Below are 17,988 nucleotides of genomic sequence, written 5' to 3'. Positions count from 1 at the left end.
CGGAAACGCTTGCACAGTCAACGCATGACGCACCGGTTTGGCTGACCTGCGCGAGGTTTCAAGCGTAATGAGCCGTAATTCATGCAGGCGAGACCCCATGCACGCGCGCCCCACTCATTTAATCGTTTGGCTGTGCAAGCCCTTCTTGAGGATCAAATCCACCACCGGCTGCTCACGCTTGTTGGCGCGCTTGCAATGATCTAGCTGAAACCAGTCTGTGACCTTGATCACCAGACGAGCCCAGCGCTTGTGGTCACGCTCGCGCCATGCATGCGATGAAACGCTCTCCCAGGCATAGCCATTGAGAACAGTGGCATTCACAAAATGATCCAGCGCTCGCACCCCTGCACGCCCTCTGTCCACTCGCCCAAACAAGCCAACCCACCACAAAATCAGGTAGCCCAGCACGGCCAGCGGCACCACTGCACACATCAGCAAAAAACCCGCAAGACGCTCCTTCATGCAGCTGCTCTCCTGCGCAGCTTGATGCGAACACCGTTTTCGGAGCGAATCGTCAGCCGCCCGACCGGCTGCGGTACATGCCCATCGACCGGAAGGATCTCATAGCGTTGCAGCAGACAGCTCAGAATCAGCACTGCCTCTTGCAAGGCAAACGCGGCCCCAAGGCAAACGCGCGGCCCCATGCTAAAAGGCATATAGGCATGCTTGATGGCCTCTTTGTCTTCTTCACGATCAAAGCGATCAGGGTCAAACGCATCGGGGTTCTTCCACCATTTGCGGTGGCGCTGCAGCAGCCATGGGGCCACCACCACCGTGCTTCTCTCCTTCAACTGCTTGCCTCGGATGGGGCAGGACTTCTCGTTCTCACGGGCGAAAAATCCCACAGGTGGAAATAGACGCAAGGTTTCCCGAAAAATATTCCAGACCTGCGAAAAGCTTTTCATATCTGCCTGCTGCGGCAAACGATCGCCGGCTACTTCCGCCACCTGCGCGTAGGCACGCTGCTGTATGTCCGGAGATTGCGCCAGCAGATAGCTGGCCCAGGTCAGCGCACTGGCGGAGGTTTCATGGCCGGCCAGGAAAAGCATGGCGACCTGGTTGACCAGCTCTTCTTCGTTGAAAGGCTCGCCCGTGCTCGGATCCTTGGCCTGCATGAAGGCCGCCAGAATATCTTCCTGCTCCTCCGCCTCACCTTTCAAATGTGCCTCATATCGCGGCTTGATCATGGCTTGCAGCAAGCCGCGAATCTCCTTGGACGCTTTGTTGCTCTGCCAGCGATACCAAGGCATGGTCAGCCAGCGAGCACCAAACAATGCTGGCAGCATGAGCTTGGGGGCAAGAGCCTGGTAGCGGGCAAACGCCTCAAAAATGCGGTGCGCATCAGGGCCCTGCATGGGCGTGGAAAAAATCGTGCGAAAGATGATGTCCGCAGTGACATGGGTCATCTCTATCTCAATATCGTAGGGCTGCGCCTCGTCGACAGCATCCAGACGCTCCAGCATGGATTGCGCCGCACCCAGCATGCGCGGAAAAGCGACGTTCACCCGCGCCTGGGCAAACGCGGGGTTCATCATCGTGCGCTGGCGCTGCCATTGCTCTCCATTGGTCGTAAAAATGCTCTCACCCAGCAAGGGCTCAAGCGACTCATGTAACAAATGGCTCTTGGGAAATTGCTGCGCCTCGCTCTGCATCACTCGCTTGACCTCTTTGATGTCATTGAGCATGTAGAGATCCACGCCTGGCAAGTGCACCTCACCCATTTGCATGGTGTAGCTTCGCTCGAACAAAGCATCCATCCAGGAACGCCGCGCATGCCAGAACATGCGCAACTTCGATGCCTTCTCAGGATGTGGTTTGGGATAGGCAGGACAGAAACGACTCATCGCACTAATTTCTTTTCTATGTAATCGCGCAGCGAACCCGGGCAGGTGAGCAGCTCAAAATAATCGTAGGCACCGGCAATTTCACCGGCCATCAAATACTGGAAATGCATGCGCATCTTGTTTCTGCGCAACCACCGGTAAGTCTCAGGCAAAAATAGTTTGTGAAAGCGTGGCGAGCACATGGCCTGGGGGTTCAAGCCCCACTGCCCTACTTTCTTGCCCACTCCTGAGGCAGCTGATTCAGGCCCAGAGGATTCGCGGGCGAACTTAACACCATCTTCCCGCAGTGAAAGCCCCACCACATCACACATGCCAAAGCAAACGCTGTCGCTGGGCGAGGAAATATCTGCCCAATAGACCTGCCGATCCTGCGCAACATCCCGCAAGCTGCGACGGAAGTCACCTGCTCCGGGAAAAAGACCAAAAAGCGGAATGCAGTTACCCAGAGTCAGCAGATTCACCTCTCCTTGTGAGCCTGGACCACTGGAGTGGGTAGATGATTGGGCTGCCGCCAATTTAGTCCGCAGTGCCGCAGTCAATTTCACGGCCTGCACACTACCCACGCTAAAGCCCACAATCACCACCTCCCGCCACCGCGCCTGCTGCACGCCTTGTGCCAGTTCTTGAGCCATTGCATCAATGCGCTCATCAAGCACAGGAGATTTTTTGAGGGATGATGAATGGGCAAAATTCAAAATTCTCAAAAGCCAGCTCACATGGATATAGCGGTCCAGAGCCAACCCGCCCCACAAGGCCAGTCCCAAAAAACACAGGCAAACAGACACTGCACCCGAGGCACTTTCCGTCTTGCTGGAAAAGAACACCCCAATCCCTAATCCCAGCACAATCACCAGCAATGCATACGCCAGCGGATACATCAAAGTCCACAAGGTATACCGTGCTTGCAGACGAATAGGAGTCAGCCACTTTTTCGATTTAAAAATGGCAACATAGGTATAAATTGCCTGAAAAAAAACAGACCATCGTTTTTCAGTCCAGTTTTTTTGGACTTCATCATGCCAATCAAAAAAAATAAAATCTGAACTGGATTTTTTTAGCGATGATGAACTTTCAATAAGCCATTGAGAATGTCTCCCCGCCATACCTTCAGTCTCCGAGATTTTATTTCTTTGTCCAACCTTATAAAATATTTTCTCCAAAAATCCGTGCTGTTTCTCAGACTCTGATCGCATCAACTGATGGTAATACCGCGCTCCGCGGGGATCGAAACCTCCAATAAAAACCACCAATCGATTTAATTCATCTGCGGTTGCAGAAAACTTATTCTCAATACTTGAATTCATTGAAATTATTAAAAAAGTTCAAATATCGATTTTCATAACACATCTTCAAGACTCTTGCTTGGAAGCGTTGAGCTCGGCTTTAGACGCAAAGACGCTTCTGCGTCCAAATGAGCCATATCTTCAGGCCACTGCAGTGGGTCCACTGAAGACCCTCCACCCCATAACCGCTGTGCCATTTGACCATCCAGTGCGACACCACACTTCCAGGAAACATCTGGAAGTTTTCTATAGAAGCTCCCATTAATCTGGGTCAACTCAATCAGAGCCTTGCGAAACCGAGAAAGCATAGCGGGATCGGGATTTGACTTGTTAGCATAAAACCAAAAATCTCTCATGCGTCCCTGAAAAGTCAACCCGTCAATATCATACAGAGCGTTACCACAAACCCGGACTGGTGCTCCATGACTCAATGCGGACAACCCAGTTGTACTGTTGACGAGGACTACCCCTTTAGCATCTTTCAACAAAGTAGGTAAATGCTGATCATGAATGTATAAGACGCGGCCTTGCAACCCATGTCTTTTGGCAAGAAGATTGATGATGTTTGAGTAATCTCTATGCCCTCTATCCATTGGGTGATGCTTGAAGACAATAATATCTTCAAAAATAGATTCACCATCTTCCGGGACGCCATCTATTCTCTCTGTACGCAGTGCTCTTGAAAATGAATGAAGCACATGATTGATGAAATCTGTCACAAATTCATAATCAGAATGCACCAGTATTTGAGCGTCGTTGTAAACCTGCAAAGGCGCTAGAAAAAATTTTTTCCGCTTTGCACCGTGCAAAAGGCTTTCCACGCCTTTCTCAGAACGCCTATACCAGAATTTTCTCAAATAACTCAACCACCACCAAGGTGAATCCCTCACCGTCATTTTTCTGTGATGCAATGCGTTATTCCAGAATAACTGTCCCAGCCAGGCAATAAAAAAATAAATCATGCCCCACATGGCTGCATGCCAATAGGAGCTACCCACTTTCTTCACTTCTTTCGAGACATGAAGAAGTTCAGAATTATTGAGTACATCAATAGGAGGTTTGCTACGTTGCCTTAACCAAAATGCCAGCTTTTCGTCAAAATTTGAATGCCCATTGACGCCCAATGGTTCGAAAGTAATATGATCAGGCCTTAAATAGCCTTCTTCGAACACACCCAAGGCACAGCCATATCGCTCTGTCAAGGAACGAACGCAAGCATGCACCGGTCGGCAATCTCCAAACAAAATAACCGCATCAATTTGATGCCTGACAATAAACTGCTCTAGTATTTCTGGCCACTGAGACAGTTCTCCACGAAATGAATGTGTCCTTGACGGATAAAAGATCCAGTCACCCGCATTGAAATTGAACTTGAAAACGATTGCTCCTACCGCGCGCAAGTCCTTGGCCAGATTCCAGAAAAATGGCCCTACTGGCCCTTGCAATAAAAGTACACGCTTGGATGCAAATCCATTTTTTTTATTCATGTGGAAAAATTTAATGGCTGCTTAGCAGCTCTACATTTTCAGAATGGCTCACAAGCCAACTCATTCGATGGATAAAAATAATTCGACCCCGATCTATTGATGCTCCCTGCCACTCCATACACAAAAATAATCAATAAAATCAAGTCATTGATCTAATTAATAAAAACACAAAAGCCAGCCTCGCATCTTAAGCGCGTATGAGCCACTATTTATGCGAGAGCCAGGCAACAGCAAGAAAGAAACATATCGATACACAGCGAGTCAACGGGCAAGCGTCCAGGAACGAAGCAAAACATGGCATTTACGCAATTGCCGCCTCAACCATCCAAGCCTCAAAGTGATCAAACCACCGTTCTTCTCAAGCGAAGAACGCTGCTCCAACAAGCGCTTCAGCACCGCCTCACAGGTGGTATACCCTTTCAACACGGGGTCCCAGTACAGCGGATAGTGGAGCAATGCTCCGGCAACTAGCTCATTCAATGAAAGCAAGCGATTTCGGCGAGGAACAGGCAATAAATCCGTTGTCAGGCCCCAACCTGCATAAAAGGGTCGGCCATGCACAACGACCTGCTTGTTGCGCAGCAACGCATCAAAGCCAGTCAATGAGGTCATCGTCACCACAACATCACAAGCGTCGATACAACTCACCACCGACGCACCTTGCTCTATGTGGTTCGCATACGTCAGGGCAGCCGCAGAATCCAAACGTCCTTTGCGATTGCCACTGCTCACATCCGGATGGGGCTTAAAAACAATGAACGCCTGAGGAAAAGCTTCGCGCGCAGCTTGCAGCAAGCCCAAATTGGTGCAAACGCCATTCGTGTCGCAACCAAACCGAATGGAAGCATCGTCCTCGACCTGACCTGGCACCAAAATGACTTTGCGCCCATCCACAGGCCAGCGAACAGCATGATTTGGTTCCAAGTTGTACTTGGTAATGCCGTGTTCAACGATAAAGTTACGGACGTTTTGCGCACGCTGCAGATCCTGCTCATTGAAATTTTGTGTATTGAGCAAATCCTCCAGCTCAGAAGGTCGAGCGGGATCAAAGTAAATGCCCTTGGCATCTAGCACAAAGGACTGCGGCGGGATCAAATCTGAGCCCAAACCTACAGAGCGGACAAAGCCATCCTCCATATGCAACAGGCGCACGCCAGCTGAAAGCGCCAGCTCCTGCAGGCCCGTTGGCGGCACACGTCCCCAGCAAACCAGGCAATCTTGATCCAAAGGTTTCAATGCAGCTGCAGCTTTGGCATCTTTGACGAAGGCAACCTTGTCAGTATGTAAAGAAAGCATGGACTTGACATTGGCTGCTTTCCATCGACGAAAGCCCACCACAATCATTCGACCGGGAAAACGCTTGGCAATCGCTCTCTGACGCTCCAGCCAATGAATTACATCCATGGCATTACCGCGCTGTCTGGTTTCAGGATTGAGGTATCGGCTGTAATGCATATACCCAGCGGCAAAAAGCTCGTCTACAGAGCGCATGCGCCCAGCCCGGCGCAGCATGGCCGGATGCTGTGGCTGCATATCATCCGTCACGCCCCAACCGGCATACCAAGGTACCCCAAAACATGTCACTGGTTTGCCAGCTAGCAAAGCCTCAAAGCCCATGGTGGAACTGACCACATATACCTTGTCCATCTGAGCTATCAGGCTCATCGGGTTGACCGCATCGCGCAGCACCACTATTCGGGCATCGGGTTGCACACCCGTCAGGTAGCCCCCCTTGCGGCCCGAAGTCACCTCAGGATGCGTCTTGACATAAACCGTGGCCTGCGGATTTTCTTCCAGCGCAGCTGTCAGCATGGCTTCAAACGTAGCGGCATCTGCCCCACCCTTTGCCACACTCATATCTCCAACCGTCTGATCGACCACCAGCACACGCTGAACATCACCAGCACGCAACAATCCTTTGGGCAACTCTGAGGCATGGTTGTATTTGCTCAGCTCAGCGCAAAGAAGCGTCTTTCGGGCTTGAAAAACCAGCGCAGCATCCGGAGTCAGCACATCGGCATCGCTGCACAGCAGACGCTCCAGTGCACTGGGTCTGGTGCAGTCGTAATAAATGCCTGCGTCATCGACCACCAGCGACAGAGGTGGGAAATGCTCACCTGTGCCGAAGGAACGCAGAAACCCATCCTCCAACGCCACATAAGGCAGCCCATGCTTGCCTGCATACGCCATGGCTCTGCGTGCACTGGGACGCATGCCCCAACCTGCTACGGCATCCACATCAGAACGGAGCCGGCAAGACAAGCGCAACACATCAGCACCAGCCAGCCGATCAAGGAAAGGGATTCTGCCGATACCCTTAGAGAGAATCCCAAGCCGCATATCAGACTGCCGGAGAAGACTCGCCCTTCAGACCATAGATCTGAAGCACGCCTGTGACCTGATTTGCGTCATTTTTCACAACCAGAGCGCCCACCTCTTTTTCCCTCATGAAGATCTCGGCTTCCGCAAAACGAACCTCTTCATTAATCGTCAGAGGATTCGGGGACATCATCTGCTGCGCACTCAAGCGATTCACATCATCCTGAGCACCGAACGCCCTACGCAAGTCGCCATCGGTGATGATGCCTCGCAGCGCTTCGCCATCCATCACCAACGTCAGCCCCATACGCCCATAGGTGATAGAAGTCACCACATCGCGGAAAGAAGCATCGGGTGAACACACAGGCAATGGCACTTTTTGCATAACGTCGCACACGCGCGTCAACAAACGGCGCCCCAGGCTACCCCCAGGATGAAAACGCGCAAAATCCTCGGCCTGGAAATCACGCTTCACTGTCAAGGCTACGGCCAAGGCATCACCCATAGCCAGCGTATTGGTGGTGGAGCTGGTAGGAGCCAGATTGTTTTTGCAAGCTTCACGCTCTACTCCCACATCAAGCACTGCATGCGAATGTCGTGCCAGCGTGGACTCCATCTTGCCAGTCAGTGCAATGATCCTGTTCTTCTGATGCTGCAGGAACGGCAAAATGCGCAATACCTCTTCCGTCTCCCCCGAATTGGAAATTAGCAGAGCCACATCAATGGGCTTGATCATGCCCAGGTCACCATGAAACGCCTCACCCGGGTGCACGAAGAAGGCTGGCGTGCCAGTGGACGCGAGCGTCGCTGCAATCTTCTGCCCGATGATGCCGGACTTGCCCATGCCCACCACCACTACACGCCCCTGCATGGCCAACACCATCTCTACGGCTTCGTTGAAACGGCCATCGATACGCGAGCGCATGCGACGTAATGCCTCGATCTCTATGTCCAGTGTCTCTTGGGCAATGGCCAATGCATCGCCTGCCGTATCGTTTTTTGCCTTCATATCCATTGTCTATTCTCCTTTTTCGTCATTGCGCCATGGCAGACATGACACCCGCATAGCCTTCGGCAGACCCGATCACGTTTTGCTTGCCCTGTGCTGTCAAGATGGCATCCGCCAGCTCACGAAAGGCTCCTTGCCCACCCGGGGTTTGCAATACGCTGCTTGCCGCCTGGCGCACATAGATCGGGGCATCAGGCACGGCAAAGCTCAGGCCACAAGCAGAAAATGCAGGCAAATCAATACTGTCATCACCAATGCAGGCTGTTTGTGCTGCCTCTACTCCAGCCTGGGACATTAATTCACGACAAGCGGCCGCCTTGTCCTTGACGCCCAGCATGCAAAGAGTCAAACCCAAATCGGCAACACGCTTGCGCAGCGTGGCCGAGTCCCGGCCGGAAAGCACAGCCACGCGTACACCGCTTTCTTCCAGCAGCTTCATACCCAGACCATCACGCACATGAAAGCGCTTCAAGCACTCGCCAGTAGCGTCATAAAACAGCCCTCCGTCCGTCAACACCCCATCCACGTCGGTAATCACCAGGCGAACATCTGCCAGCGTCGGCTGCGACTTCGGCTCACGCCCTTCCAGCAGCGCGCGCACGCGTTCAAGGCACTCGGGCGTATCGACGCCAGGCCCGGTAGGCTCCACCGCAAAAGCACGAATCTTTAGACCAGCGGCCATAAGACGCAACTGCTCAAGCTTTTCGGCCTTCTCTGTCATGGGCTGAGGCAAGCTGGAATAGCGCTCCAGCACTTCACGGCGATAGGCATAAACGCCCACATGCTTGAGATATGTGGCCTCTTGCGCATCACGTGGATAGGGAATGGGTGAGCGGCTGAAATACAGCGCATCGCCGTTATCGGCCAAAACCACCTTCACAGCATTCGGGTTCAATGCTTCCTGCGCATCAATCGAATGGCAGAGCGTACCGACAGCCACACTGGCATCAGCCAGCATGCCATCCACCAGTCGCTGCACATCCCCGGGCCGCACCAGCGGCTCGTCACCCTGCAAATTGACATAGATGTCTGCAGGCACCTGAGCCATCACCTCGGCAAGGCGGTCCGTACCGGACGGATGATCCTGGGATGTCATCACCCAGCGCCCACCGAATGCCTGCACGGCCTGCGCCACGCGATCATCATCGGTCGCAACCAGCACGGCCTGCGCACCTGCAACCTGGCATGCGCGCTCGTACACATGCTGAATCATGGGTTTGCCTGCAATATCAGCCAGAGGCTTGCCGGGCAAACGGGTCGAACCATAGCGGGCAGGAATCACAATCGCCACTGCTTTACCAACGCCAGTACTGCCTCTGGCGTAATGATCCGAAGTGGGCTCCGTCAGAGCATGTTGCATATTCATTCAATATAAAAACAATAGCTACTACCGCTTATCAGGCAAGCGATAGCAGCTATTTTTATCAAGTCAGTGAACGCCGCGATACGTCGCGTTTCAGTCAATCACTAGCGGCTCGAATGACTTCACCAAGTCATCCACTGCCTTCACTTGGGCCAGGAAGGGCTCCAGCTTGTCAAGGGGCAATGCGCTGGGGCCGTCGCACTTGGCTTTGTCGGGGTCCGGGTGCGCCTCCAGGAACAAGCCTGCAAGCCCTGTCGCCATGCCCGCACGTGCCAGGTCCACAATCTGCTGACGGCGGCCACCCGAGGCACCAGCACCCGGGTCGCGCTGCTGCAGCGCATGCGTCACGTCAAAGATGATGGGCAGATCCCCGGTCACCTTCTTCATCACGCCAAAGCCCAGCATGTCCACCACCAGGTTGTCGTAGCCAAAGCAGGTGCCACGGTCACACAGCATCAACTGGTCGTTACCGGCTTCCTTGAATTTTTCGACGATATTGAGCACTTGGGAAGGGCTCAAAAACTGAGGCTTCTTGATATTGATGGGCTTGCCTGTCTTCGCCAGGGCTACAACCAGATCGGTCTGGCGTGCCAGAAAGGCGGGCAACTGCAAAACATCCACCACTTCAGCGACGGGAGCCGCCTGCCAGGGCTCGTGAACATCGGTAATCACCGGAACACCGAACTCTTTTTTTACCGCCTCAAAAATCCTCAGACCTTCTTCCAGACCTGGGCCACGATAGGAATGGATGGACGATCGATTGGCTTTATCAAAGCTGGCTTTGAAAACATAGGGAATGCCCAGCTTTGAAGTTACTTTGACGTAGTGTTCGGCGCACTTCAGTGCAAAGTCCAAATCTTCCAGGACATTAACTCCACCAAACAGTGTGAAATCTAGAGAATTACCTATATCAATTTTTCGGACTGAAACTTTAGTCATATTATTTTTTCCCACAGAAAATATTAATTATATCTAATTCCAGAATTTTGATCCCATTGCAAAACACCTTTAATAATTCTTGATGCAATAAGATTCCAATTGTTATTTGAGACGGCGAAATTTCTATTGGATAATGGATCCACAAACTCCAAAATAGCTTCCCATTGGATTAATTTAGTATCCACAACAATAGATCGAACAGTATCCAGTCTATCTTGATTAACACAACCAATAGGTGACAACACTAATGAACCTGCAGTGGCAGCCTCAATAATAGATTGCCCCACCGACTCAGAGTGAGTTACCATAAATATATGACTAGTAGAATAAACCTTCGCTAGCTCATCAAAAGGAATTCCCTTTCTGTCATACAATTCAACAGACAGTTTTTTTGAAAGATCGAGCTCTTCAACCCTACCTGACAACAACTGTCTAACGCAAACATTTCGGTATTTTGATATTTTTGATATCTTTCTACCTAGCTCTCTTATATTTAATAATATCTCTAACGTCCTGTCAGACTGCGCAACTCCAAAGCACGGATGATCCACAAAAATATTAAGTTGATCTTCAGGCTGATTATTAATTATAAGGTCTTGGTCTGCTGCCCAACCAACATAATAATTATTTCTCTTATGCCTTCTATACCTATTAGCCTCTCCACCGATAGGATATCTATGATCATCGTTCCTCATAGTGAAATTAATATCACATCCTGAAGAATCCAACAGTGACCCATCGTAAATCTGACAAATTGGCAAATTCGGATATCGTTCCTTCAAGGCCTGATAACACTCTTTCGGGACTGTCGTAAAATACCGAAGTCCCATTGCAAGTATGGCATCAACCTCACCAATTGGAACTTGTTTATAAAAATTCACTAGTTCATCTGGCTTTGAATTTGAAGGAATTAAAACTTTCACAATATCAACCCCAGCTTTTTCCAAAGCACGAGGTAAATAATATAGCCACAGCGCCGTAAATCCGGCGATCTCACTTGGAGATCCCGGATCAGAACTCATCAGAATAGCTATTTTCATAATAAATTTAGACTCCTTGACTTTTCATTTCTTCAATAAATTTCATGATGAAATATATTGACTCTTTTGTCGGATTCTCTGTGAAATGATCGTTATTTTCTGTTTGACGCAGAATTAAAAAGCTTTTGGAGCGCCTCAAAGAATGAAAAAAATCATCGAACCCGACCTGATCTGCTTCACATTGACTCTGCTCTAAATATATTACCGGGCGTGAATCATGACGAAAAACCTCATCAGATAGATCGCGAAAATTCTCACCACATTCTCTTAACTTATTTTCCCAAGATGGCTCTTTATATCTTAAAGCACTACGAAAGCATAACTGTGGATTAACCGCAATCGCAGCCCTGAGGCGTAAATTGATAGCAAAGAGAATTGCTGCATACCCCCCCATAGATCCACCTACAGTGTAAACACTGTCTGCAGCAATATCATAATTCTTCATGACCTGCAGTATTATCTCTGCGTAAAGCTTAATCTCATTCTGCCCAGCAGCTCCAACATACCAATGAGATTCAATGTCATTCAAAAATAAATAAACACAATCCTCTTGCCAATTCTCCCGCTCATCCCAATACCATGAATATCTGTTGTATGTTTTTCTTCCCACATTACCAGAAAATAGAACCACCAGTTTCTTTGCACACTTCTTAAAAGATGGAAACAAAAGGAAGTTTTTACCAGAATATAAGGATTCATAATTCTTATAAATAAAATCCTTAGAGAAGGGCATTATTCCAAAAATTTCATAATAGATGCGTGCATGAACATCAGTTCCATATGGCATTCTATCGACAACTGCTCGTGGAATATTATCAATAAACTGAGGCCACACCTCTAAAAATAATTTAGACCATTCTTTAAATTCCAAAAAATAATTTAATTGCGGAGTCTTTCTACAAAAAAATGCTAGCGCATCAACAATAGTTTGAGTATCAAAGTTTGGATTCTCATACAAGTCAAAGCGTATCTTTTTTGCCAAATCATGACATAACGAAGACCACTTACTTACATCAAAATCAATTTCATTCTCAAGTATTAACTCATCCCGCCGTCTAACATTCTGCAGAATATAATCATATAAACCTCCCCACTCCGAAAAAGACTCAACATATTCTTTTTCATTAGAAGAGAAATGATTGATTAATAAATTCAACAATTTTCGACGATGAATCAAATTAACATCTATCATATTTTGTCGCCTAAATTAACATATGGTAGATATGGGCGCAAAAATGAATTTTTAGAACAAATATATAGACCTCTAGATTCTTCTCTAAATATCTCTCCCGCCTTTGCAATATTCATAAGCTGGACAGATGTAAACGAATCTTCGAGTTGAACGCTACTCTCCTTATAAAATCTCGGATTCTCTCCACTGTACCTGAGATCAACACCCAAAAGGTACACATCCTGAAACCCGAGATGATATGCGATTTGAATAGCCAACATTGTTGTTGTGCTACCATAATAATAGCCAACAGCGAGATTCTTTGAAAAACCATCTCTCAATAAGTGAGGCACATAAAATGTTGACCCCCTCAAACTTGGATCATCTGAATCTCTCAAATCAGCCCGGATAAATCTCTTAGTCTTCTTAGACAAAAGATTTGTTGCAAGCGATCTTTTTTCAGGATGATTTATAAATCTTGCATCAGAAACACAATAATAATCTTGCGTAAATCCCCAATCTTTCTCCAGGAGGGTAGACGCATTTATACCAATTGAAACTTCATTCTTCAGAAAGGAAAGATCTTCTTCCTTGATTGAAGGGCCATTGCCTAAAATAAAGACTCTCTCACCTTTATGATGATTCCTTAACATGGATTTATTTTTGAAGAACATCATTATAAATATCTATATAAAGTCGAACCAATTTTTGCGGCATCAGATAGTTGTTAAAATATTCATAAGATTTCTTCTGAATTAAATTAACCCTCTCTGTGCTATTTGCAAGCTCACTTAATAAATCAAAAATATTGTCATAATCAGCATAAACAAACGGAGGACTCTCATTTCCACAAAATCTGGAAAGCATCGCTTTAGAAAAATAGTCCGCCTTATTTATAACAACATTTCCCGCACAAAGGCCTTCCAGTGAAACCTGATGATAAGCACCTGTTGCAATCTCATCAATAGAAACATGACAGCTTTTACGCACTTCCATCAATAGTGCAGGATGAAGAGGTTTTTCTGGCGTTATTACCTCCACTTTTCTATTGCGGCTCAAACTAGAAATAGCATTCTCTAAAGCTTCAGAATACTTGCTGTTCCAACGCCCTCCTCTTTTGTGGGTAGGCGTATACATAACTCGAAGCAACTCTCTTTCCTTTTTGGGAGAAAAATTTGGAACAGAGAGTACAAGATTGGGAACCGGTATAAATTTAGGATAATGCCGAGGCTGATACTGAGCAACTGCTAGCCACTTTTCAAATGGTAGTGAAAGATGGTCATGCCTCTCAATATATAAAGGACCTTCTCTTAATGGAGAGTGAACGTGATATATATACCTTGCAGAGCAAGCATTTCTTTTTATAAAGCTTACCAGTTCAGCCGATATAGAATTATGTACGTGAACAATATCGCAATGTTTAAGCTTATTTAGCAGTAGGCCATCCTGGACATCATCGCCAGAATTAAATTTCAAACTATCCTCAACAAATTTACCAGCTAATCCTCCATGCTGAGGGTAGTCATTCTCATAAACCGATATCGCATCGAATCCCAGCATTCTCTGCGCTGCAGCAATCTTGGATGGCGCACCAACAAGAGGGCTTGTTGAAAAATGTATTATTTTAATGGACATAGAAAATAAACCCATCTTTCAAAGCATATTCAAAGAACTCAGCAGAGCTTCCGCCCCGTTCAATTTTTTCACAAAGAGTTCGATATCTCATATAAACCGACTCAGACACCAGCAAACTCTCAACCTTAGATGAAAATTCATGCAGATAATCACTAAAGTTGTTAGAAAACCCTTGATGAAAATCTTCATCCTTCAGTTTTACAATTCCTTGATACTTCCGCACATCATTATTAATGATATCCAAATCAAAATCAGAGTTAATCAGAGGAAGAAGGCAATCAATTTTCTTAGGGCCTATTTCTTGAATTATTTTTCTCAAGAAAACAGGAATTTTCTCATAAGAATCTATAGAGTTAGAGCGCCGTGAATTTTGGTAGAGGAAATCAGCATAGATACATGATTCAAAAAATAAAAATGCATCTGTATTTTCGCAAATCAATTCAGCATTTTCGTTATCGATTGACGAATTCCTCAAGTAAAGGCTTATTATTCTTGTATTCTCATTGCATAGCCTTATTGCCTCTAGAGTCACAGGGTCCGGATTAATAAATATCGCAAAATCTATATTTCCTATTTTTTCTTTCGTCTTAAGATCAATTTTATTAATGAGATCAAATGATGATATTTTCACATCATTGTCATATTGAATAAAGTTTAAGCGATCACTTTTGAATGGTGAAAAATCATTGAACTCACTCAACCGGTTTCCGAGAACCACTGAATAATCTTTATGTTCAGCTGGATAAAAAATACAAGTGACCCAGCCTTTACTCTTCGTACAAGGATCTTTGAGAGATATTTTCTGGTAATTACCTATATACCCAAGGAAATTAGGATGGATAAATTCACTGGATGCAATAGCATTTTCAATTTCAGAATCTTTTTTAATTTTATTGATTACAGGTGCTGGCGTTGATGCGGGGCTACCCTCGGGCTTAACCAATGAACCTTTCTCCATTTGCAGAGAAGGAAATTTTTTCTTATATGCATCCCTGAAAAAGAGATAAGGATTATTGATCAATTTCTTTATCTTTCTACTTCTTATGATTCCCCGGTCACTCATACAACACCCTCCGTTATCATCATATAAGGAAATAAAATCATAGCCATACTCTTTCACGATTGGCATTGAATTATAAAATTTGCCAATATTATTTTCAGACATCAGATAAACAACTGAATCCGAAAAACATTTGTTTATCTTAAGTAGGAGAGCATCTATATTTGATGGCCTCCCACAATTCACAACGGCATCGTATGTAACTCGAGAAAATTCTTCAAAGTCCCAAGGAGGGGCATAGCTTACTATCTCGTGATCAACATACTCTCTTATTCCGATATGGGACCAAGTCACAACCTTAGCGCCCCCAACTAAAGCTTCCAATGCTACTTGCGAAGCAGTTTCAAAAAGACTCGGAATAATAACCACTTTTGATCTTCGATATATAGACTGCTTCTCAGCATCACTATTAATAGCGATGCTTGAGAGATTTTTTCGAATCGAATCAATGCTATGTGAAGCTATTACACAATTTAAATTTTTGAATTTATTAAAGATGGAATTAACATAAAAAATCCCTTTTAAATTCTGCCATCTACCAATAAATAGAATATCTATATCTCTCTTATTTTCACGATTTATATGATTTTTCGCATGAGAGACATCAGCTGGGTTTGGGTAAATTACAGCGCTAATATTGCCTTCATAAAGAAACTCACTCGATCTAAGCGCTGCTAGCGATGGCGCACTAACCACCGAAGCTCGTCTAATTTCATGAAATTCTTTTTTGCAATTACTCTTATCTAAAGGTAGTTTCTGTATTAGCTTGCCAAATTCCCTCGATCCATGTAACCGAATATGTATCTTATATCGTTCTGAAATTAACTCTGTAGCATATAACGTCTCAGGGCTTTCGATATAAATTAGAGATGGGTCACATTTTTCCACATACTCTTTAAGCCTGACTCTGAATTCTCGGACCCCCTCACCTTCATTAATAGAGAAGACCTCAGGGATATAATCCAAATCAGGAAAATTCAATATTGAATTTTTAATATATGCAGATACACCGCTCGTATCTTTACAAAAAGGATCTACGAAGATGTACCTTTTCCTCATAAGCCAAGAACAACCTTCGCACTGATAGCTATCTGGTACATGATTTGCGTCATATCTTTCCAGAATTGGCGTTTTTTCTCATCCACCCGAGGCAATACTAGAATCTGATCACCTGCCTTGATAGAAGCATCAGAAAACAGCTTGCTTGTATCAACTTGTTGGAAAGCTCCATCACGATGAGCCACAACCACTCGAGCGTTATCTGCTGATTGGGTAAAACCGCCTGCGCGATCAATATATTCCTTGAGGCTTAAAGAGCCATCGAATGCCACGGCATTGGGAAAGAGAACTTCCCCACTGACCAGCACCAGACCATCCTTGCGCGGTATGCGAATGACATCGCCGTTTTCCAGCAGCATGTTGTCGCGCTGACGCGCTTGGGCGATTTGCACCTGACCTGTGGGCTCGACCTTCTTGGCACGCTCTACCCACTGCAGTGCCAAGTTTGCTTCTTCCTGACGCAGACGGGCTTCGTCGACACTGCCGCTGCGTGCTGTAAGCAGCGCCGTTTCCAGGCTGCGCAAGCTGGTGGCCAGCATTTCCTTCTGGCGATCCTTCACACTCTGGCGGAAGAGCTGGATGCTTTCAGGCTCGGCGTCTGCCGAGGTCTGAATGCTCTGCATCAGAGACCCAAGCCGGGTTCCATACGGCAGCACATATTCCTGCGAATTCATATGCTCGCCTTCGACACGCACGGTAATGGTGCCGGGCTTTTTGTCTGCTGTGAATTCCAGCTCATCGCCGTTTTGCAGTACTAATGCATTGGCTTCCTGCAGCGGGTAGTACTCCGTGTTCTTCACGGTTCCGGTATTGCGAGCAATACGCACATGGGTTGCCTGGGCTTGAGGCTTGGCCAGTTGCATCAACTCAGCCACTGTTTCGGAGCCACGGGAAAACTCAAAGCGCTTGGCATTGTTTACAAGACCCGATACGCGCACCCGGTTGGCAATGGGGGGGACAAAGATCACATCACCATCATTAAGCTGCAGCAGCGGCAACTGGCCTTTGAGCAGAAAGTCATAGAGATTGAAAGTTGCACGCACGGAACTGCCGCGCTTGACCTGTACAGTCAGAAAGCTGCCCCGCTCAGGGTCGATGCCGCCCGCCTGATCCAGATAGTTGAGCAGGCTGTCCATGCTGGTGCCGTTGTACAGGCCCGGGCGCATGACATTGCCGCCCACAAAAATGCGCACCGGCTGGGCTGCAGCCAGGCTGGCATAGCTATAGACATTGGCGCGGAATATACGGCGTACAGCGGCCTCTACCTGTTGCTGCAGATTCTTGTTGGCAATGCCAAGCACCTTGATCGGCCCGACCTGAGGCAGGAAGATATTTCCCTGTGGGTCGACAGCGGCCACGCTATCAAAGGTAAAACCACCCCACAACCGCAAATGGATACGGTCACCCACCGTCACCAGATAATCGGGGTTGAACTGGGTTGCCCCCGCACGTGCAAAGTTGCCGGTAAACAGGTTGGCGCCAAACACATCGCTATTAAGGTTTGCCGTGTAGTCAGCGGTCTGGGGTGCTTGCGGCAACACCGGTGCTTGCATTGGGACAGCAGCGCCAGAACGGCTTGCCGAAGCATCGCTGGAAGTCCCGCCAGAAGGCAACAAGCCCAGCGCCTGATTGATCTGGAAAGGATCAACACTGGACGCCGATGTGTCCTGACGTGAACCAGCTTGAGAGATCTGTGCCTGAGCCGGTACCAAACCAGTCAGCAGCACCGCGACTGCCGAACTGATACAGGTATGCGCGATAAAACGTTGCATGATAAAA

General features: G+C 47.3%; 14 protein-coding genes. All 14 read right to left on the bottom strand.

The features are described 5' to 3' along the window. Positions 1 to 114: 114 nt before the first annotated feature. The 14 genes from CLU84_RS07640 to CLU84_RS07585 all read right to left on the bottom strand — a co-directional run bounded on the left by CLU84_RS07640 (position 115) and on the right by CLU84_RS07585 (position 17,981). Complete coding sequence (locus CLU84_RS07640) at positions 115 to 462, bottom strand: hypothetical protein (RefSeq protein WP_099736679.1); 348 nt, start codon at positions 460 to 462, stop codon at positions 115 to 117. Then, on the bottom strand, positions 459 to 1,844 hold the full coding sequence (locus tag CLU84_RS07635; protein ID WP_099736678.1) for a cytochrome P450: 1,386 nt from the start codon (positions 1,842 to 1,844) through the stop codon (positions 459 to 461). The genes CLU84_RS07640 and CLU84_RS07635 overlap by 4 nt, the downstream gene beginning before the upstream one ends. Beyond that, positions 1,841 to 3,148 carry a hypothetical protein gene (locus CLU84_RS07630; protein WP_233209958.1) on the bottom strand — a complete coding sequence of 436 codons (1,308 nt, stop codon included), beginning with the start codon at positions 3,146 to 3,148 and terminating at the stop codon, positions 1,841 to 1,843. The genes CLU84_RS07635 and CLU84_RS07630 overlap by 4 nt, the downstream gene beginning before the upstream one ends. A gap of 32 nt (positions 3,149 to 3,180) precedes the next feature. Further along, positions 3,181 to 4,614, bottom strand: coding sequence for a capsule biosynthesis protein (locus CLU84_RS07625; RefSeq protein ID WP_099736677.1), 1,434 nt, complete (start codon positions 4,612 to 4,614; stop codon positions 3,181 to 3,183). A 261-nt stretch (positions 4,615 to 4,875) separates the two neighbouring features. After that, positions 4,876 to 6,954 carry a capsular polysaccharide biosynthesis protein gene (locus CLU84_RS07620; protein ID WP_099736676.1) on the bottom strand — a complete coding sequence of 693 codons (2,079 nt, stop codon included), beginning with the start codon at positions 6,952 to 6,954 and terminating at the stop codon, positions 4,876 to 4,878. A 1-nt stretch (position 6,955) separates the two neighbouring features. After that, positions 6,956 to 7,948, bottom strand: coding sequence for an SIS domain-containing protein (locus CLU84_RS07615; protein WP_233209956.1), 993 nt, complete (start codon positions 7,946 to 7,948; stop codon positions 6,956 to 6,958). A 19-nt stretch (positions 7,949 to 7,967) separates the two neighbouring features. Next, positions 7,968 to 9,308 (bottom strand): 3-deoxy-manno-octulosonate cytidylyltransferase, encoded by a 1,341-nt coding sequence (gene kdsB / locus CLU84_RS07610; RefSeq protein ID WP_233209955.1) that lies wholly within the window; start codon positions 9,306 to 9,308, stop codon positions 7,968 to 7,970. A gap of 90 nt (positions 9,309 to 9,398) precedes the next feature. Next, a complete protein-coding gene (gene kdsA, locus CLU84_RS07605) occupies positions 9,399 to 10,244 on the bottom strand; it encodes a 3-deoxy-8-phosphooctulonate synthase (RefSeq protein WP_099736674.1) in 846 nt (281 codons plus the stop codon). A gap of 23 nt (positions 10,245 to 10,267) precedes the next feature. Beyond that, a complete protein-coding gene (locus CLU84_RS21825) occupies positions 10,268 to 11,284 on the bottom strand; it encodes a hypothetical protein (protein ID WP_144445421.1) in 1,017 nt (338 codons plus the stop codon). Between the two features lie 7 nt (positions 11,285 to 11,291). After that, positions 11,292 to 12,476 (bottom strand): hypothetical protein, encoded by a 1,185-nt coding sequence (locus CLU84_RS21820; protein ID WP_144445420.1) that lies wholly within the window; start codon positions 12,474 to 12,476, stop codon positions 11,292 to 11,294. Beyond that, a complete protein-coding gene (locus tag CLU84_RS07595) occupies positions 12,473 to 13,132 on the bottom strand; it encodes a 6-hydroxymethylpterin diphosphokinase MptE-like protein (RefSeq protein ID WP_099736672.1) in 660 nt (219 codons plus the stop codon). The genes CLU84_RS21820 and CLU84_RS07595 overlap by 4 nt, the downstream gene beginning before the upstream one ends. Further along, entirely contained in the window at positions 13,113 to 14,090 is a 978-nt protein-coding gene (locus CLU84_RS21815; protein WP_144445419.1) for a glycosyltransferase family 4 protein, read from the bottom strand. Before CLU84_RS21815 ends, CLU84_RS07595 begins: the two co-directional genes overlap by 20 nt. Beyond that, positions 14,080 to 16,131, bottom strand: coding sequence for a glycosyltransferase (locus CLU84_RS21810; protein WP_158235173.1), 2,052 nt, complete (start codon positions 16,129 to 16,131; stop codon positions 14,080 to 14,082). The genes CLU84_RS21815 and CLU84_RS21810 overlap by 11 nt, the downstream gene beginning before the upstream one ends. A 74-nt stretch (positions 16,132 to 16,205) precedes the next feature. After that, positions 16,206 to 17,981 (bottom strand): polysaccharide biosynthesis/export family protein, encoded by a 1,776-nt coding sequence (locus tag CLU84_RS07585; protein WP_233209954.1) that lies wholly within the window; start codon positions 17,979 to 17,981, stop codon positions 16,206 to 16,208. Between the last annotated feature and the right edge of the window lie 7 nt (positions 17,982 to 17,988).

The organism is Comamonas sp. 26 (assembly GCF_002754475.1).
GTDB lineage: Bacteria > Pseudomonadota > Gammaproteobacteria > Burkholderiales > Burkholderiaceae_C > Comamonas.
The sequence above is the reverse complement of the archived record's forward strand: the minus strand, read 5'-3'. Positions and strand labels throughout refer to the sequence as shown.